Source organism: Amycolatopsis sp. YIM 10, assembly GCF_009429145.1.
GTDB lineage: Bacteria > Actinomycetota > Actinomycetes > Mycobacteriales > Pseudonocardiaceae > Amycolatopsis.
In genome coordinates this window covers 6666788-6684919 of sequence record NZ_CP045480.1, presented here as the reverse complement: position 1 = coordinate 6684919, position 18132 = coordinate 6666788, and the positions used below count along the sequence as shown (strand labels likewise).

The window sequence follows — 18132 nt, the reverse complement described above, 5'->3', positions numbered from 1 at the left end:
CAACGGAGCGCTCCGCGCCAGAATTGACTCGACGGCCCCTTGCCCGGAAATCGGAAAGTGTTCCAGGGTGGTTTGGACCATTGACTCCCGGGAGCAGCCATGCGCCGTTTGCCGAAGTTGCTCGCCGCACTGGCGGTCTTCGTGCCCCTTTTGTCCGCTCAGACCGCCGGACCGGCGACACCTGCCGGAGCCCCGATGTCCGCGCCCGCCGCGCACGGCCAGACCAGCACCGTTCCCGACTGGCGGTTGCAGACCAGCAAGGTGGTCACCGTCGGCGGTGACGCGCTCTCGCAACCCGCTTACGACGACAGCGGCTGGTACCCCGCGCCCGCCCGGTCCACCGTGATGGCCGGGCTGGTCGCGAACGGCAAGTACGGCGACGTCAACTACGGCACCAACCTGCAACGGGCGGCACGCTCGGAGTTCACCGTGCCGTGGTGGTACCGCAAGGCCTTCACCGCCGATCCGCAACCGGGCGCGCACACCTTCCTCAAGCTCAACGGCGGCATCATCGCGCGCGGCGAGGTGTGGCTCAACGGGACCAAGGTGGCCGGTACCGATCAGGTCATCGGTGCCTACCCGACGCACGAGTTCGACGTGACCTCCTTGCTGCGCAAGGGGAACAACGCGATCGCCATCAAGGCGATGCCCTCGGACCCGCAGCAGGACCTGGCGATCCACTTCATCGACTGGGCGCAGCTCCCGCCCGACCGCAACCAGGGCCTGTTCCGCGATGTGCAGCTGACCCGCAGCGGCGCGGTTTCCCTGCGCGACATCCGTGCCGACGGCGACCTGCCGCTGCCGGACCTCAGCAGCGCTGATGTCACCGTCAAGGCCGACGTCCGCAACAACACCGCGCAGCCGGTGACCACCGAGATCACCGGCAAGGTCGGTGAGATTCCGCTCAACCGCACCATTTCACTGGCTCCCGGCGAGACCAGGACGATCACCTTCTCGCCCGCCGACACGCCCGCGCTGAAGATCGCCCAGCCGAAGGTCTGGTGGCCGTTCACCATGGGTGGCCAGCCGATGTACGAAGCGGCACTCGACGCGACCGTCGGCGGTGAACTCTCCGATTCGGTGAAGACGAAGTTCGGCCTTCGCGAGGTGACTTCGCGGCTGAACCAGGGCGCGCGCGAATTCTCCGTCAACGGCAAGCCGTTCCTCGTGCGTGGTGGTGGCTGGGCCTCGGACCTGTTCCTGCGCACGGATCTGCGTCGCATCGGCGATCAGCTGAATCTCGTGCGTTCGATGGGAATGAACACCATCCGGCTCGAAGGCAAGCCGGAGAACGACGAGTTCTACGAGCTGGCCGACCAACTGGGCATCATGCTGCTCACCGGCTGGGAATGCTGCTCGAAATGGGAGGACTACGGTTCCTTCGATGCCGAGGACGATCTTGTCGCCGGGCGGTCCGCCGAAAGCGAAGCCAAGCGCGTGCGCAATCACCCGAGCATGCTGGGCTTCATGATCGGCAGTGACGCCGCGCCGGGCGCCGGGCTGGAAAAGATCTATCTCGACGCGTTGAACCGGGCGGACTGGGAACTGCCGGTGATCTCCTCGGCGAAGGCGATCAGCTCGCCGCAGCTGGGCAGTCCCGGCATGAAGATGGACGGCCCGTACTGGTGGGAACCGCCGAACTACTGGTACAACGAGCAGAAGGGCGGCGCGTTCGGCTTCGCGTCGGAAATCGGTCCCGGACCGACCATTCCGGAAATGGACGAGCTGAAGAAGTTCCTCGCCCCGGAGGACATCGGCAAGCTCACCGACTACAACGCTCCGCAGTACCACCTGTCGCCGAGCACCACCTTCAACAAGTTGTCCTTCTGGGGCACCGCGCTGGACGGCCGCTACGGCAAGCCCGCGAACCCGGAAGACCTGGTGCGCAAGGCACAACTGGCCAACTACGAGACGAACCGCGCGCAGTTCGAGGCGTTCGGGCGGGACTGGTCGGATTCCGCCAAACCGGCCACCGGGGTGATCTACTGGATGCTCAACGACGCCTGGCCGACCGCGTACTGGCACCTCTACGACTACTATCTCGACACCGCGGGTTCGTATTTCGGGGCCAAGACCGCGTTGCGGCCGCTGCACGTCCAGTATTCGTATGACGACAAATCGCTGGCCGTGGTCAACACCGGGCTCGAAAGCGTGCCGGGACTGCGCGTGGAGGTGACCGTCTTCAACGCGGACGGCACGGAGAAGGCGAAGGAGGTCCGCCCGGTCGACGCCAAGGCGAACGGCTCGGTCCGGGTGGGCGCGCTACCACAACCAGCTGGGCTGTCGGCCACCTACTTCACCCGCCTGCTGCTCACCGACGGCGCGGGCAAGGTGCTCGACCGCAATGTGTACTGGTTGTCCACCAAGGCGGACACGCTCGACTACGCCTCTTCCACCTGGTACCACACGCCCCAGTCGGGCTACGCCGATCTGACCGGGCTGAACGCCCTGCCGAAGGGCACGGTGAGCGCGAACGCGAAGTCCACTGTGGAGGGTGACCGGACGCGGACCGACGTGACGCTGACCAACACCGCGACCGGTGGGCAGGTGGCCTTCTTCGTCAGGGCGACCGTGCGCAAGGGCGCCGGCGGCGCGGAAGTGCTGCCCACGGACTGGTCGGACAACTACGTGACGCTGTGGCCGGGCGAGACGCTGCGGTTGTCGGCCACCTACCGGACGGCCGATCTCGGCGGTGCCGCGCCGGTGGTCGAACTGGCCGGGCACAACGTGGATCCGGTGGTGGTGGCCGCGCCGGGGCGGTACTGACCCGGGGTCACCGCAGCGTTCGGCGGAAGCGGGTTTCGTCGACCGTCACGCCGAACATCTCGTCCGTGCGCCTGGTTCCCTCGTCGGCCCAGCCGTCCGCGAGGTAGAAGCGCCGCGCCTGGTCGTTGCCGACGAGCACCCACAGGATCGCTTGCTGGTAGCGCTGGGCGAGGAGGCGTCGTGCCTCGGTGATGAGGGCCCGGCCGTATCCGCCGCCCCAGTGGCCGGGGTGGACGTAGATCGCGTACAGCTCGCCGTCGGTGCCGTCGGTGTTGTCCCGTGAGGGGCCGAACGCGGCGAAACCGCGGACGGTGTCCCCGTCGACGGCCACGATCGGCCGGATCCGCTCGGGATCGGAGGTGCCGAAGTTGTAGCCGGCCGCCCGATCCTCCGGACGCAGGCCGTCGAGGTAGGCGTCGGGCAGGAGGCCGCGGTAGGCGGCCTGCCACGACCGGACGTGCACGGTCGCCACGCCGAGTTCGTCCCCGGTTCCGGCTGGTCGGATCAGCATCGGACCAGCCTGGCACAACCCGGGCTCGCATCTCGATCGAACATGTGTTCTACTGATCGGGCCGGCTCCGATGGGGAAGATCGGGGCCGGCTCCAGCTTCGGGAGGGCGTCATGGCGGTCGAGATCACCAGCCGCATCACCAGCCAGCGAGTGCGGTTCCGCAGCAGGCTGGCCGCCGAGCGCTACGCCGAGATCATCGGCGGCGGGGTGGCGAACTGGGAGTTCGCCGCGGTCGACGGGGAGTCCGCCGAGCTGCCGGTGGAGATCCCGGTGCAGGCGCGCCGAGTGGTGCACCTGGTGCTCGACGACTGGCGCCGCCGCGGGCCTTCGGCGCGCCCGTCCGTGGTCTCGTGCGCCCGGCGCGGGGGGGCGATCGACTGAGGCTGACGGCCGCCCGGTCCACCGGGTCCAGCGGGGAAGACAGGAATTTCAACTCGTAGTTGACGTCTTCAACAACGAGTTGTAGCGTCCTGCTCCAGCATTTCCCCTGGTCGCGGAGGTGGCCCATGCCCGCTCGAAAACTCGTGCCTGCTCTCGCGCTGCTCGCGCTGACCCTGACCGCCTGTGGCGGCGGGCCGGACGGGGCAGGCGGCGGACAAGCCCAGCAGCCCGGTGGCGGGGTGTCGGCAGGCGTGCCGGACACCGCGCCGGTGCTCGCCAAGATCACCAAGGACGAGCAGCTCAACGCGGCCCTGCCGGCCGCGGTCAAGCAGGCTGGCACCCTGCGCATGGGCTCCTACCTGCAGTCCGCGCCGAACAACTTCTACGCCGCCGACGGCAAGACCCCGGTCGGCTACGAGGTCGACCTGGCCAAGGCGATCGGCGCCAAGCTCGGGCTCACCGTCGCCCACCAGGACATGGCGTTCAGCTCGCTGATCACCAGCCTGCAGTCCGGCCGGATCGACCTGACCATGGCGGCGATGAACGACACCGCCGAGCGCCAGCAGCAGATCGACTTCGTGGACTACTTCACCTCCGGCATCACGATCATGGTCCGCAAGGGCAATCCGGACGGGATCAACGGCCCGGAAACCCTGTGCGGCAAGGCGGTCGCCGTGGTGCAGGGCACCAGCCACCAGAAGTACGCCACCGAGCAGAGCGAGCAGTGCAAGCAGGCAGGCAAGCCCGAGGTGACGGTCACCGCCACCGACAGCGACACGCAGAACCAGAACCAGCTGCGCACCGGCCGCGTGGCCGCGGTGCTCAACGACCTGCCGAGCGCGGTCTACATCTCGAAGACCGCCGGTGAAGGCCAGTTCTTCGAGGTCATCCCCGGCGAGCCGATCAACGGCGGCCCGTACGGCATCGGGGTCAACAAGGGCAACGCCGAACTCGCCCAGAGCGTGCAGAAGGCGCTCCAGGCGCTGGTCACCGACGGCACGTACAACGAGATCCTGCGGGCCTGGGGCGTCGAGCAGGGCGCGGTCGGCGAGGTGAAGCTCAATGGCGGCTCGTGAGTTGCCTGCCACTGAGCTGCCGATCGTCCGGCTCCGCCACTGGGGCCGGTGGGTCAGCGGCGCGATCATCCTGGCGCTGCTCGCGGCGCTCGGCGTGGCGCTGGCCCAGGCGAAGATCGACTACGAGTCGGTGCCGGAGTTCCTCTGGTACCGGGTGATGGCCGTCGGCCTGCTGAACACCGTGCTGCTGGCGGTGATCTCGCAGGGGCTGGCGATCGTGCTCGGCATCGTGGTCGCGCTGATGCGCCGCTCGGCGAACCCGGTGGCCCGCTGGTTCGCGGTGGTCTACATCTGGCTGTTCCGCGGGCTGCCGGTGCTGCTGCAGATCCTGATCTGGTACAACCTGGCGCTGGTCTTCGAGTTCATCTCGATCCCGCTGCCGTTCACCGGCGGCTACCTGCTGCACGAGCCGACCAACGTGCTGGTCAGCGCGTTCGTCGCGGCGCTGCTCGGGTTGACGCTGAACGAAAGCGCGTACATGGCCGAGATCGTGCGCGCCGGGCTGAACAGCGTGGACGGCGGGCAGACCGAGGCGGCCAAGGCGATCGGCATGACCCCGGCCACCACGCTGCGCCGGGTGGTGCTGCCGCAGGCGATGCGGGTGATCATCCCGCCCACCGGCAACGACTTCATCAACATGCTCAAGGCGACCTCGATGGCCTCGGTGATCGGGGTGACCGAGCTGATCCACGCCTCGAACAACATCTCGTCGAACAACCTGCTGGTGATGGAAACCCTGCTGGCGGCGGCGATCTGGTACATGGTGGTGGTCACCGTGGCCGGGATCGGCCAGCACTACCTGGAACGCGCCTTCGGTGCCGCCGACCGGGCGGGCGGCGCGGCGGGACCGTGGTCACGGGCGGCGCGGGCGTTGCGCACGGTGCCGCTGCGGAGGGGGAAAGATGCCATCTGAGGACCCGTTGCTGCGCGCGGTCGGCGTGCGCAAGCGGTTCGGCTCGGCCGAGGTGCTGCGCGGGATCGACCTGTCCGTCCGAAAAGGACAGGTGGTCTGCCTGCTCGGCCCGTCCGGGGCGGGCAAGAGCACGTTCCTTCGCTGTGTCAACCATCTCGAGCCGATCGACGGCGGCCAGGTGTGGGTCGACGGTGAGCCGATCGGCTTCCGCGAGCGCCACGGCAAGCTGTACGAGCTGCGTGAGCGCGAGGTGGCCAAGCAGCGCCGCGACATCGGCATGGTGTTCCAGCGGTTCAACCTGTTCGCGCACCGCAGCGTGCTGCAGAACGTGGTCGAGGGCCCGGTCCGGGTGCGCGGGATCGGCGCGGACGAGGCGCGGGAGAACGCGATGGCGCTGCTGGACCGCGTCGGCCTCGCGGACCGCGCCGGTGACTACCCCGCCCAGCTGTCCGGCGGGCAGCAGCAGCGCGTGGCGATCGCGCGGGCGCTGGCCATGCGCCCCAAGCTGATGCTGTTCGACGAGCCGACCTCCGCACTGGACCCGGAGCTGGTGGGAGAGGTGCTCGAGGTGATGCGCGGGCTGGCCGAGGACGGGATGACGATGCTGGTGGTGACACACGAAATGGCCTTCGCCAAGGAAGCCGCCGACGAGGTGGTGTTCATGGCGGACGGCGCGGTGGTGGAGACCGGGCCGCCCGGGCAGGTGCTCGGCGATCCGCGCGAGCAGCGCACCCGGCAGTTCCTGGCGCGGGTGCTGTCGTGAACCGGATCTCCGCGCGCTACCTGGTGCAGTTCGACGAAACCCCCGGTTACCTGGACTTCGCCCGGTTCGGCCCGCCGTCGCACGCGGTGCTGGACACCACCGCCACCCTGCTGGACCGCTCGGTCAAGGCCGGTCAGTCCACTGTGGACGACCTGATGCTGCAGGAGGTCAGGGCGAAGGCGGCGGTGGCGCGGTTGTGCGGTACCGACACCGACCACGTGGTGCTGGTGCCGAACACCAGCACCGGGTTGTTCCAGGCGGCGTTCAACGCCACCGGCGAGGTGCTGGTGTCGGCGAGCGAGTTCCCCGCGAACACCTATCCGTGGGCACGCGCGGAGCAGGCAGGCCGGGCGAAGGTGCGCTGGCTGCCCGGCGGATACGTCACGCCGGAGGCGGTCGCCGCGGCGCTGACGCCGGAGATCACCGTGGTCTCGGTGAGCGCGGTCGACTACCGCACCGGCTATCGCGCGGATCTCGGCGCGTTGCGGGAGGTGGTCGGTGATCGGCTGCTGGTGGTCGACGGCATCCAGGGCTTCGGTGTGGTCGAGGCACCGTGGGAAGTGGCCGACGTGCTGGTTGCCGGTGGGCAGAAGTGGCTGCGCGCGGGCTGGGGCACCGGGTTCGCGGTGTTGTCGGACCGGGCGCGCGAACGCATGGAGCCGCTGCTGTCCGGCTGGACCGGAGCGCGGGATCCCGGCCTGTTCGACGACGAGATCCACCCGGCGGCGGACACCGCGGCCTCGTGGTCGATCAGCAACCTGAGCCCGGTCACCTCGGGCGCCTTCGCCGCCGCGCTGGAACTGGTCGAGCAGGCCGGGGTCGGCGCGATCGAGGCGCGGATCGCCGAACGGGTCGGCGAGCTGGAAGAGGTGATCCGTTCGTGCGGCGGGGAAATCGTCTCCGCGACCGAACGCCGCGGCGGCATCCTGGCGTTCACCCTCGGCGACGTGCCGAGCGAACGCGTCGGCGCCGCGCTCAAGGCCGACGGGATCACCGCCACCGTGCGCCCGGAGCACGTCCGCCTTTCCCCGCACGCCTCGACGCACGCCGGTGCCGCCGAAGCGTTGCGGCTGACCCTTTCCCGGCTGACCCGGCCCGCGGTTTCGGTGGGCGGCACCCCGGCGCGGGTCGCGGGCGAGGTGGACGACGTGCTCGCGGCGCTGATCCCGGCGGTCGACGGGCTCGCCGCGATGCTGGGGCCGGGCAACGAGGTGGTGCTGCACGACCTGTCGCGGCTGCCGGACTCGATCGTGGCCATCGCGGGCGGGCTCACCGGCCGGGACGCGGGCGGGCCGATGACCGACCTGCTGCTCGGCCTGGTCCGCCGCGGCACCACGCAGGATCTGATCAACTACGAGACGCACGGCCCCGATGGGCGGCCGATCCGCTCGTCGACGATGTTCCTGCGCGACGCCGGCGGTACTGCGATCGGCTGCCTGTGCGTGAACAGCGAAACCGACGACGTGGACGACACCGCGGGGGTCCGCCGGGAGAGCTTCCCGCCGGATGTGGACAGCCTGCAGCGGTTCCTGATCGAGCGGGCGGTGGAGAAGGTGGCCATCCCGGTCGAGCTGATGAAGAAGCCGCACAAGGCCGCGGTGGTGCGGGAACTGGACGAGGCGGGGTTCTTCCTGATCAAGGATTCGGTGGACTTCCTGGCGGCCGAACTGGAGGTCACCCGGTACACGATCTACAACTACCTCAACGAAACCCGTAAATGACCCACGGTTGGCGTGTGACTTTTCGGTCACGTATCCTGGCGTGATGACCGACGACGACCGGGTGTTCAAGGCACTGGCCGACCCGACGCGCCGGTTCCTGCTCGACCTGCTCTTCGCCCGCGACGGGCGCACGCTCACCGAGCTGGAGTCGGAGCTGGAGATGTCGCGGTTCGGCGTGATGAAGCACCTCAAGGTGCTCGAAGAGGCGAACCTGGTGCTCACCAAGCGATCCGGCCGGGAGAAGCTGCACTTCCTCAACGCGGTGCCGATCCGCCTGATCCACAACCGCTGGATCGACAAGTACACCGAGGAGCAGATCTCCGCGCTGGCCGAGCTCAAAGCCGATCTGGAGACCAACTCCTGATCAAGGGGTGAGGGAAGCTCGCAGCCTGCCGATGACCCGCAGGATCTCAGCGCGATGCTCGGCCGACTTCAGCCACGCCGGAAGCCGGGCCGGCATGGTCAGCCCGGGACGCTCGGCGCGCTCACGGAGCCGGGCGCCGACGTAGTCCGCCAAGATGTCCAGGTGGCGTTCGTTGATGCCCACAGGGTCCGGTTCCCGCAGCAATCCGCTCGCAGCCACAGCGGTTGGCGGAAGTACGGATCAACCGGGCCACCCCAGCACGACATTGTGTCGTTGGCCTCGCCAGGCCAGTTCCTGACTTGGCCACAGGTGCGGCACACCAGGCGGCGAGGCCACCAGGTCGAGTGAAGGCCACGTGGCTCCCCATCGAGCCACGGCGCCACCTCGGCGCGACCTTGGCAGACCGGGCACACCACCTGGACGGCGTCCTCCGCCAAGGCGTAGAGCGACACGTCAGGATCGGTGAACCGTTCCTGTGCTGTAGGTGGCTTCGCGTTCACGCCGCCATTGTCTCCGACGATTCCCGCTCGGCGTCACACCTTGTTCAGGCGCAGCGCGGCGCTCAACTGTGCCTCGCTGATGCGACGACGGCACACGAAGTAGAGCACCGAACCGACCGGTAAAACCGTGTCCCAGGACGGGCTGACCAGCAGGCTCTCCGGGGTTCGCGCGGCCAGCGCGGTCGCGTTGTGCTCCCGGCCCAGCGCGATCTGGCAGTCCCCGAAGGCGGTGGCTTCGGGCAGTCGCAGCGAATAGGTGTTCCCGGTGCCGCCGTGGGTCATGATTTCCTCGTAGACCTGCGTGATCCCGGGGTCCTGCAGCTCTTCGGTCAGCATGTGCGGGTTGTGCCACTGCACGCAGTGGATCGACTCGCTGACGTACCGGAAGTGGTTCGCCCGGTCGAGGTCGCGCAGCGCGACCACCACGTGCGCGGCGGCCTGCAGATGGTCGACCGTGACGGCCACGGCCAGCGCCTCGTTGTCGTCGCGCGCGTCGATGAGCACGGCACGGGCGCGGTGCGCGCACGCCCGTCGCAGCGTGTTCTCCGTGGTGAGATCGCCGCGGACGAATTCGACCGTGCGCTCCGGCAGCGGGTTCGTCTCCACCTCCGGCCAGGCCGCCAGCACCAGCCGGAGCGTGGGGTCGGAGTGCAGTTCGTCGAGGATGCGCTCGGTGCGGCCGGGGGTGTAACCGAGCACCACGACGTGGTCGGCCACCTCCAGCGTGCCGGATCCGTGCATGCGGCGTCCCCTCCGTTTCTCGATCATCGACGCCAGCTGGGCGAACAGCGTGGTCAGCGTGGCGATCCCGCCGATGATCACGTAGGCGCCGACCACATGGCCCCAGGTGGACTCCGGGTAGAAGTCGCCGTAGCCGACCGTGGACGCGGTGACCACGAACCACCACCAGAAGTTGGCCGGCTGGATCAGCTCGCTGCCCGCCGGTTCGGCCAGCAGCATCAGTGGCCAGCTGGTGACGAAGACAAAGAGCACCACGGCCAGCGGCGGCAGGCCGACGCGTGAGCCGAGGGCGCGGCGGATGAGCCGCAGCAGGAAGACGGGCATCCGATACCTCCCCTTCGCCTCGTTCCTCCAGGTTCCGGACACCGTAACCGCGCGCTGCTCCATTCGTGGGGCGAATGGCGTCACGGGATCATCACGCCCCGGCCGCGGCTTGACGCCGTGCACGTGGCGGCCTATGGTCAACGTAGTCGTTGATAAACAACTTGGTTGACAAAGGAGCCAGAGATGACCGGCACGACGATCACCGCCCAGCCCGGCACCCCGTTCATCGAGGTGGTCCGCGAGTTCGACGCCCCGCCGTCGCTGCTCTTCCGCGCGTCGACCGACCCGGAGCTGGTGGCCCAGTGGCTGGGCCCGCGCGAGGTCGAGATCCGCATCCTCGAACACGACGCGCGCCCGGGCGGGCGCTACCGGTACGTGCACGCCGACCGCGAGGGCGAGTACTACTTCAACGGGGTTTTCCACACCGTCGTGCCGGACGAGACCATCGTCCGCACCTTCGAGTTCGAAGGCTGGCCGGGCAACGTCAGCCTCGAATCCTCCACCTTCGAAGGTCTGGAAGGCGGTCGCACCCGGATGTGCACACGCAGCGTCTTCCCGACCGTCGAAGCCCGCGACAGCATGGTGGAAAGCGGGATGGAGCACGGCATCCGCGACTCGATGGACCGGCTCGCCGCGCTGGTGGGCCCGGCAAGGGGACAGGTCGTGGTGGACATTTCCCTTTCGCTGGACGGCTACGTCACCGGGCCGGACGCCAACGAGCAGCAGGGCCTCGGCGTCGGTGGCGACGACCTGCACCTGTGGGCGATGAGCGAGCGCGCGAACGAGCGGGACAAGGAGGTGCTCGACGCCTCGTACACCCGGTCCGGCGCGGTGATCATGGGCAGGCGGTTGTTCGACATCGTCGACGGGCCGAACGGCTGGAACGACGAGGTCGGCTACGGCGCCGAACGCGACCAGAGCGACGCGCCGCCGGTTTTTGTGCTCACCCACTCGGTGCCGGAGAACGTGCGCCTGTCCCGTCGTTTCACCTTTGTCACCGACGGGCTGGAGAGCGCGCTGGAGCAGGCGCACGCGGCGGCCGGCGGCAAGGACGTGATGATCATGGGCGGCGGCGAAACCTGCGGGGCGTTCCTGGACGCCGGGCTGGTGGACGAGCTGGTGCTGCACGTGGCGCCGGTGGTGCTCGGTGGCGGTACGCGCCTGTTCACGGCCGGGACGCACCTGCGGCTCGACCGGGTCGGCTCGGTTTCGACCCCGGCCGCCGAGCATCTGACCTATCGTGTGCGCAGGACTTCCTGACCGGACGAGGTGGGCCGATGGCTGCGGAGGAAGAGCGCGACGGGGTGCCGCTGACCAACTTGGATCAGCCGCTCTTCGATGGGTCCGAGGCGACCAAACGGGACCTCGTCGACTACCTCGACGCCGTGGCGGACCGGATCATTCCCGGGTTGCGCGGCAGGCCGCTGTCGGTGATGCGGGTGCTGCGCGGCCGGGCGCCGTTCATGCAGAAGAACGTTCCGAAGAACACGCCGGAGTGGGTGAAGACCGTGGCGCTGTGGGCGGACAGTTCGAAGCGCGAAGTCTCCTACGCACTGTGCGACGACCGGCCGACCCTGCTGTGGTTCGCCAACCAGCGCGCGGTCGAGTACCACCCGCTGCTCAGCCTCGCCGAGCGGCGCCTGCACCCGACGCACCTGGTGCTCGACCTGGATCCCCCGGCCGGGGGCGACTTCGGCGTGGTGGTGCGGGCGGCCTTCCTGGTCCGGGAGGCGCTGGCGAACGACGGGCTGCGGGGCGTGGTGAAGACCAGCGGCTCGAAGGGTGTGCACATCTTCGTGCCGCTGACCCCGGACCAGGCCATCGACGACGTCGCCGCCGCCACCCGCGCGCTGGCGGCCCGCGCCGAGCGCATCGACCCGGTGCTCGCCACCACCGCGTTCATCCGCGAAGACCGGGAGGGCAAGGTCTTCCTGGACTCCACCCGGGCCGGCGGCGCGACGGTCGTCGCCACCTACAGCCCGCGGCTGCGGCCGGGCACCACGGTTTCCTTCCCGGTCTCCTGGGACGACCTCGACCGCGTGAAACCAGCCGATTTCACCGTCCACACCGCACTGGACCTGCTCGGTGGCGCGGACCCGTGGGCGGAGCAAATGCCCGAGCCGCAAAGCCTTCCGGCGGACCTGGTCGAAGAAGGCCACACCATTCCGATCGCCCGAGTACAGGCAATGCACGAGGGAAAGCGCCGGGCCCGCGCCCGCCGAACCTAGTCGGGAAGGCGTTCGGTGCTGCTGACCATGACGGTGCTGGAGTCGCCGAGCGCGTTCCCGTTGTAGGCGTTGCCGCTGTGCGTGACGATCAGGTCCCGTTTCGGTCCCAGCTGTGCGAGATCGAGCCGGTGACCGGTGCGTTGCAGGCTCAGGTGTCGCAGGGACGGGAGATCGGCGAGCGGGCTGAGATCGTCGATCCACTCGCAGTCGACCACGGCCAGCCTGCGGAGTTTCTCCAGCCCGGCCAGCGGTTTCAGGCTGTCGATGGTGAGCCCCTGCAACTGGAGGCTGCGCAGCTCGCGCATTTCCTTGAGCGGCTTCAGATCGCGCACCTCGCCGCACCACCGGAGGGTGAGCGATCGCAGGGCGGACGCCGCCAGGTGGGCACCGGAGATGCTGAGTTCCGGGCAGTCCATGAAGGTCAGCTTGGTCAGCGAAGGCAGACCGTCCAGACCGGACAGGCTGGACAGATCGCTGCACGCGTCGAGGTGCAGACCCCGCAGCTCATCGTGTGCGCCGAGGTCGGCGAGCGTGTGTATCGCAGGACAACGCCGGATCCCGAAGCTTTGGAGCTTCTTCAACCCGGCGAGCAGTGCGTTCGCTTCCTTCAGGGTGTAGTTCTCCCCTCTGAGGGATTCGAGTTCCCCGCAGCCCAGCAGGGAGTCGATTCCGACTACTCCCGGACACGACTCGAACGCGATGGACCGCAGGGAGGGCAAGCTCGTTATCGCGCTGATGTCGCTCAATTCCGGCGCGTTGCGCACCTGAAGATCCGCGATGCGCTGGTGGTCGCGAAGGAACGTGAACGATTTCAGACCAGGGTTGTCGGTGAGCCACAGCGCTCTCAACTTCTCGTTGGCGGCGAGGAGGTGCTCCTCGGTTTCGGTCAACGAACCGGTGAAGTCGCCCGAAAAGCTGACGAGGTGGGGCACGAGCGGAACCCCGGGCAGCACCCTGGGGTCGGTGATGCGCAAATCACCGTCCAGCAGCCGTGCCGCGGCCATCACCTCCCTGGCGTACTGCTCCGGGTCGAAGTAGCTCCACATCCGGACCAGTTCCCGTTCCACCGGCCCGCGTCCGTCACGGGCGAGAGCGGCGAGCACGGGCAACGCGCGCTGGCCCGACACCAGGCCGGCCGTCTGCACGGTCGCCGCGGCCTCCGCTTCGCTCAGTCGACCGGAAGTCCGGAGCAGGGGAAGTACTTCGTCACCCATGGCCGAGAGGGCGCGCGCCTCGTCCGAAGAGCGCGGGGGAATCACCTCGCGCAGGCAGCCGATGATCTCTTCGTGCACTTCAGGGCTCAGCTGGGTCGTGGTTTCCAGGCAGGCGATGGTCAGCAGTTGCAGCGCCTTGCGCCGCTGGGCAGGCAGCCCCGGCTCCTTGCTGGCGGCCAGGATCTCCGTGAGCAGATGTTCCCGCTCGCGCTGCCGCGCGTGCCCGACCGCCATGATGATCACTTCGCGGTACGAGTCCTCGTGGGCGTGGTTGACCAGCATTTCGATCGAGTCGGTTTCCACGATCCGCTTGGCGGCCAGGTATTCCTGGAAGGTCTTGTGCACGAAGTCGACCTGGCCCGCGCTGTACTCGCGAAGCAGTCCCGAACGCAGCAGGAGGTGCGAATAGACGTGCGCCGCGTCGAGGTCCTTGCCCGGCATCTGGCGCAGGCAGGCCGCCAGCCGGTTGACCACCCGTTCCCTGGTGGCGTTGGCCAGCTGGTTGAGCGAGTACCAGTGCGCGAGATCCTCCAGCAGGAGCATCTTCTCCGACGGGCTGAGCGCCACGTGTGCTTCGCCGGGGATTCGTCGTTCGGTGTCCCGCCTGCTGAGCAACATGTCGAGCGCGGTGCGGTACAGGTCCATCCGGCCGCGCGGGAGCTGTGACCGCCGGTCGTGGTTGAGCGCGCAGACCAGTGCGCAGAGCAGGGGATTGGTGACCAGCAGGCGAAGTGCCTGATTGCCGTCGATCGCGGCGAGCAGTGAGCCCTGGTAGGCGGTGAGGTCGGGCTGGTCGCCGGCCGGTGAGTCGACCCGGATGGCGTCGTGCCAGTGGCGGACGAAGGCGCGGATGTGCGACCGGGACATCGGCTGGAGGGCGGCCGCGGTGAAGCCTTCGTCGTCCAGCCAGTCGTCGGGGATCGCCGGTGGCCGCGAGGTCACCACGTAGCGGGACTTGGGAAACGCGCCGACGAGGTCGGAAAGCCATTCCCGGACCGCGCCGCGTTCCTGCTCCGGCACTTCGTCCACCCCGTCGACCAGCACCAGAGCCCGGCCTGAGGAGAGCACGTCCCACGCCCATCGCGGGGGCATGTGGTCCTTGAGCTGCCAGGCGACCGTGGACAGCAACTCGCCCGGAGTGGGCAGACGCTTGTCCGCGTACCCGCGCAGCTGCACGAAGAACGGCACGAGACCGTTCCAAGAGGACAGTGAGGATTCGAGGGATCCTTGGGCGCACTTCACGGCGAGCCAGCGCAACAGGGTCGTCTTGCCCGACCCGGCCTCGCCGCGGATCAGCGTTCGCGGGCTCCCGGCCAGCGCCGCTTCCACGGTTTCGTCGTCTTCGTCGTCGCTGTCGGGGGCGCCCGTCGACGTCATGAGACCGACGTACGCCACGCTCAGCGGATACCGCCGGGTCGGCCGCGAGGTGGTCACGCCGAACAGCTCGACTTGGTCGAGTTTGCGCGAAACCTCGCGCAGGTACTCGAGTTCGAACTCGGCCGTGTTGTCGGTGGGGGACAGCGCCCCGCGTTCGGGCATCCGGTCGAGGATTTCGCGCAGGTGGTCGATGATCTCGTTGTCGCGTTCCAGCAGTTCGCTCAACGCCCGGCCCTGGAAGCTGGGCAGGGTCGAGATCACCTCGGTCAGGTAGGCGATCACTTCGCGCAGAACGAGGTCGAAGAAACCCTCGCCCGCCTCGCTCAGCCCCAGTTGCCGCCGGACGGTGGCGGCGGACGGCCCGACAAGGCGCTCGACCGCGGTCGACGACACGCCCGCGCCCAGCACGCGCACGTCGGACAGGTCCGCTGCTTCGATCGCCTGGGCCACGCCGTTCAGCGCGGCCACCCGCTCGTTGTCGTCCAGGCGGCGGAACTCGGCGAGGACAAGGGGCTGGAGGCGCTCGGCCACCGTTTCCGCCAGCTGTTCGAGCTGCCGGACGAGCCTGCGCTGAGGAAGCAGGCCGAGGCCGCGTGCGCCCACCAGCTCGACCAGGTTCATCCGGCGTTCGGCGTCGGAGCGCCGGGTGCGCAACCAGGCCGCCCCGGCCGACTTCGCGATCGAACCCCCGAGCCTGAGCAGGGTCGCCTCGACGCTCACGCACATCTCCTCGCCGTCAACCGCTCTCCCAACGAGTCTATCGACGCTGTTTGCTCAATGACCGTGTCGTTTGAGCCATTGCGGGGTGCAGCAGAACTCGCAGGGTTCGAGTTCGCCCGGATTCACCGAAGCCCAGGCGGCCGGGACCTTGTCGTGCACGTTCTTGCCCTGCCGGTGTGAGCGGTCCTGGCCTTTTCGCAGCCAGTTGCACTGCGGATCGTTGTGATAGGCGCTGCCACCTCGCGTGCGGTACCCGTGGGGGAGCGTGCCGCGGGGCGGTTTCTTGCAGGTCGCGCACCATTCGATCGGCATTTCGTGCACGCACTCGACGGATTCCTCGGCGGCGGCCTCGGTGACGGGTTCGGTGAAAGACTCGGTGGCGGATTCGGTGACGACCGCCCACCAGAGGAAATCCCTGGCGCGCGTCGCCGCGACGAGGCGTTGCCGATCGCGCAGCTCTCCGGCCTCCTGCTCGTCCCCGGCCGTCCCGTCCGCCACCTCCACCACCAGCACGGCCTGGAAGTCCAGCCCCTTGGCGCGGTGGACGGTGCCGACCTTCAGCCGGTCGTCCGCCTCGCCCCGATAGTCGTCCAGCTGGGTCATCGCGATTCCGGCTTCACGCAAGGGTTTGGTGCACAGCGGCAGATCCCGGCGGTGGAAGACCACCACCGCGGACCGGCCCAGCGGCACGGAAAGCCGGTCGAGCTGGGCTCGCAGGGCCGTGCCGACGTCTGCTCTCGGCCCGCGCCAGGTCAGGCTGGTGCCACCCGAGTTGACCGATTCGACGTCCAGCAGGGCGACGCCGCTCGCGCCGTCGAGATCGTCGACCTGGTCGTTCGCGTCGAAGCGCTGCGCGAAGGCCAGCACCTCACCCCGGTTGCGGTAGTTGATCCGCAGCACCTCACCGCGGCCCTGGATGGGGATCCCGGCATCGGAAAGCCGCCAGCCACCCGGATAGACCTGCTGCTGCCCGTCGCCGACGAGCAACAGCCGATCGGGGCCGTCACCGGCGAGCAGCCGGAGGAACCGCAGCCCGGCCAGGGTGATGTCCTGGACCTCGTCCACCGCCACCGCGGCGTACGGTTCGGCCAGTGGCCGCTCGGCCAGTTCGGCCGTCGCGACGCTGACCATGTCGTTGTAGTCGTGGATGCCGCGTTCGGTCAGCTTCTCCTGGTAGGCGAGGTAGAGCTGCCAGATGAGTTCCTTGTGGCGCGCGGCGAGGCGCAGACCGCGGCCGCGCCTCGAAATGCCGGCGTACTCGTCGAACGAGGTGATGCCGCGGCCCTTGATCACCCGGTCCACTTCGGTCCAGGCGTACTCCTGGCCGGGGAGGACCTGTTCCAGCGCCTCGCGGCGCGGGCCCCACGCCCGGGCGAACGCGGTCCTGATCTGCGCGGAGTCGACGTTGAGCCGATGACCGCGGGAACTCAGGAACCGGCTCAGCCAGGCGTGCAGGTTGACGAACTCCACCCGGTCGGCGACCTCCGGGGCCAGTCGCCGGAACGACGCTTCGATGACCGGGGGCAGCGTCTTGACGAAGGTGGTGAACAGCAGCGGACCGGTGCTGCGCCGGGCCAGGTGGCGGAGGCGATGCAGCACGACAACGGTCTTCCCGGTGCCGGCCGGGCCGCTGATCCGGGCCGGGCCGTTGTACCGCCTGGTCACGATCTCCAGCTGGTGCGGGTGCAGGAAGGTCAGCCAGGAGTCGAAGGTGCCGGTCTGGGCCGCCGCCACCTGGTCCGCGGTGAGGTCTTCGGCGAGCAGCAGCCCGGCTGGTTCGGGCGCGCGTTCCGGCGGGCGGACCGCCAGGCCGGCGTAGTCGGGAAGGCGCCGCGCCGCCTGTTCGGTGATGGTGTCGATCTGCCTGCGCGTCAGGTGCGCCGAGTCGCGCCGGAAGAGTTCGTCGAGCTGCGTTTCGCCCAGTTCCCAGTACGGCCGGGCGTTCCGGTGCGAGCGCGCGCCGCTCCGGCCGGTGCTGACCAGTACCAGGTGGACCGCCGTGCCGGCGACCAGTTGGTGCCGGTGGTCGCGGATACCGGCCAGCCGTTCCTCGGCGTGCCGCCGGATCGCCCGCGTCGCGCTTTCGCCGGGTGGGTGATCGGCGACCACGATGGCGTAGATACCGGTGGGGCCGAACAGGAACGCGTCGGCCCTGGTGTCGTCGTCGGCGGGCAGGGTGCGCCGCAGCAGGAGCGACCAGCTTTGCGCGGTGCGCACGAGCAGCGCTTCGAACACCCGCCGGCGCAGTGGCGAAAGGCCCGGAAGCGCTTGCGTCAACCGCTCGGATGACTCCTGCGCGACCAGTCTGGTGGCGTGCTTGCTCAGATTCACGCGGCCTCCCCGGACAACCCCGTTCCCGCTCGGCCACGGTAGGTCGAAGATCGTTCTTCGTCGGCCTTTCGGCGAAATTACCCTCCGATGCCGCAGCCTCCGTGTCGATCTCTGCACCCGGTGCAATCACCTACCTGGGTAGTCCGACGTCACCGGTTAGAGGGCCTTTCGGCGCCGGGTACGGCCGGTGGTGCTCCACTTC

At 68.9% G+C, this 18132-nt stretch carries 14 protein-coding genes; 9 read left to right on the top strand and 5 right to left on the bottom strand.

Going from position 1 to position 18132, the window contains the following annotated elements:
* The first annotated feature begins 99 nt into the window (after positions 1-99).
* Entirely contained in the window at positions 100-2766 is a 2667-nt protein-coding gene (locus YIM_RS31545; protein WP_153033790.1) for a sugar-binding domain-containing protein, read from the top strand.
* 7 nt (positions 2767-2773) lie between these two features.
* Here YIM_RS31545 and YIM_RS31540 read toward each other — a convergent pair whose 3' ends face one another.
* Positions 2774-3277, bottom strand: a complete 504-nt coding sequence (locus tag YIM_RS31540; RefSeq protein ID WP_153033789.1) for a GNAT family N-acetyltransferase — start codon at positions 3275-3277, stop codon at positions 2774-2776.
* Between the two features lie 111 nt (positions 3278-3388).
* On the opposite strand from YIM_RS31540, the gene YIM_RS31535 reads away from it, so the two are divergent.
* The 6 genes from YIM_RS31535 (at position 3389) to YIM_RS31510 (ending at position 8495) form a co-directional block, all read left to right on the top strand.
* Positions 3389-3658 carry a hypothetical protein gene (locus YIM_RS31535; protein ID WP_153033788.1) on the top strand — a complete coding sequence of 90 codons (270 nt, stop codon included), beginning with the start codon at positions 3389-3391 and terminating at the stop codon, positions 3656-3658.
* A 125-nt stretch (positions 3659-3783) separates the two neighbouring features.
* Positions 3784-4734 carry an ABC transporter substrate-binding protein gene (locus YIM_RS31530; protein ID WP_153033787.1) on the top strand — a complete coding sequence of 317 codons (951 nt, stop codon included), beginning with the start codon at positions 3784-3786 and terminating at the stop codon, positions 4732-4734.
* Entirely contained in the window at positions 4721-5647 is a 927-nt protein-coding gene (locus YIM_RS31525; RefSeq protein WP_153033786.1) for an amino acid ABC transporter permease, read from the top strand. Before YIM_RS31530 ends, YIM_RS31525 begins: the two co-directional genes overlap by 14 nt.
* On the top strand, positions 5637-6410 hold the full coding sequence (locus YIM_RS31520) for an amino acid ABC transporter ATP-binding protein (RefSeq protein WP_153033785.1): 774 nt from the start codon (positions 5637-5639) through the stop codon (positions 6408-6410). Before YIM_RS31525 ends, YIM_RS31520 begins: the two co-directional genes overlap by 11 nt.
* Positions 6407-8131 carry an aminotransferase class V-fold PLP-dependent enzyme gene (locus YIM_RS31515; protein WP_153033784.1) on the top strand — a complete coding sequence of 575 codons (1725 nt, stop codon included), beginning with the start codon at positions 6407-6409 and terminating at the stop codon, positions 8129-8131. Before YIM_RS31520 ends, YIM_RS31515 begins: the two co-directional genes overlap by 4 nt.
* A gap of 43 nt (positions 8132-8174) precedes the next feature.
* Positions 8175-8495 (top strand): helix-turn-helix transcriptional regulator, encoded by a 321-nt coding sequence (locus tag YIM_RS31510; RefSeq protein WP_153033783.1) that lies wholly within the window; start codon positions 8175-8177, stop codon positions 8493-8495.
* Here YIM_RS31510 and YIM_RS49380 read toward each other — a convergent pair whose 3' ends face one another.
* Both YIM_RS49380 and YIM_RS31500 read right to left on the bottom strand, forming a co-directional pair.
* A complete protein-coding gene (locus YIM_RS49380) occupies positions 8496-8678 on the bottom strand; it encodes a hypothetical protein (RefSeq protein WP_228004122.1) in 183 nt (60 codons plus the stop codon).
* A 350-nt stretch (positions 8679-9028) separates the two neighbouring features.
* Positions 9029-10060: a potassium channel family protein gene (locus tag YIM_RS31500; protein ID WP_153033782.1), complete on the bottom strand. Its 1032-nt coding sequence runs from the start codon at positions 10058-10060 to the stop codon at positions 9029-9031.
* 183 nt (positions 10061-10243) lie between these two features.
* On the opposite strand from YIM_RS31500, the gene YIM_RS50130 reads away from it, so the two are divergent.
* Both YIM_RS50130 and YIM_RS31490 read left to right on the top strand, forming a co-directional pair.
* Positions 10244-11320 (top strand): SRPBCC domain-containing protein, encoded by a 1077-nt coding sequence (locus tag YIM_RS50130; RefSeq protein WP_153033781.1) that lies wholly within the window; start codon positions 10244-10246, stop codon positions 11318-11320.
* A 17-nt stretch (positions 11321-11337) separates the two neighbouring features.
* Positions 11338-12288 carry a DNA polymerase domain-containing protein gene (locus tag YIM_RS31490; protein WP_153033780.1) on the top strand — a complete coding sequence of 317 codons (951 nt, stop codon included), beginning with the start codon at positions 11338-11340 and terminating at the stop codon, positions 12286-12288.
* On the opposite strand, the gene YIM_RS31485 is transcribed toward YIM_RS31490, so the two are convergent.
* Both YIM_RS31485 and YIM_RS31480 read right to left on the bottom strand, forming a co-directional pair.
* Positions 12285-15599, bottom strand: coding sequence for an NACHT domain-containing protein (locus tag YIM_RS31485; protein ID WP_194239808.1), 3315 nt, complete (start codon positions 15597-15599; stop codon positions 12285-12287). The genes YIM_RS31490 and YIM_RS31485 overlap by 4 nt on opposite strands.
* A gap of 54 nt (positions 15600-15653) precedes the next feature.
* The gene (locus YIM_RS31480) at positions 15654-17930 is read right to left on the bottom strand and encodes a UvrD-helicase domain-containing protein (RefSeq protein ID WP_153033778.1); all 2277 of its coding nucleotides are present in this window, start codon (positions 17928-17930) and stop codon (positions 15654-15656) included.
* Between the last annotated feature and the right edge of the window lie 202 nt (positions 17931-18132).

Coding starts and splice junctions, on each gene's coding strand:
- YIM_RS31525 (WP_153033786.1), top strand. CDS start 4,721: ATGGCGGCTCGTGAGTTGCCTGCCACTGAGCTGCCGATCGTCCGGCTC.
- YIM_RS31540 (WP_153033789.1), bottom strand. CDS start 3,277: ATGCTGATCCGACCAGCCGGAACCGGGGACGAACTCGGCGTGGCGACC.
- YIM_RS31490 (WP_153033780.1), top strand. CDS start 11,338: ATGGCTGCGGAGGAAGAGCGCGACGGGGTGCCGCTGACCAACTTGGAT.
- YIM_RS31500 (WP_153033782.1), bottom strand. CDS start 10,060: ATGCCCGTCTTCCTGCTGCGGCTCATCCGCCGCGCCCTCGGCTCACGC.
- YIM_RS31510 (WP_153033783.1), top strand. CDS start 8,175: ATGACCGACGACGACCGGGTGTTCAAGGCACTGGCCGACCCGACGCGC.
- YIM_RS31535 (WP_153033788.1), top strand. CDS start 3,389: ATGGCGGTCGAGATCACCAGCCGCATCACCAGCCAGCGAGTGCGGTTC.
- YIM_RS31520 (WP_153033785.1), top strand. CDS start 5,637: ATGCCATCTGAGGACCCGTTGCTGCGCGCGGTCGGCGTGCGCAAGCGG.
- YIM_RS31545 (WP_153033790.1), top strand. CDS start 100: ATGCGCCGTTTGCCGAAGTTGCTCGCCGCACTGGCGGTCTTCGTGCCC.
- YIM_RS50130 (WP_153033781.1), top strand. CDS start 10,244: ATGACCGGCACGACGATCACCGCCCAGCCCGGCACCCCGTTCATCGAG.
- YIM_RS31530 (WP_153033787.1), top strand. CDS start 3,784: ATGCCCGCTCGAAAACTCGTGCCTGCTCTCGCGCTGCTCGCGCTGACC.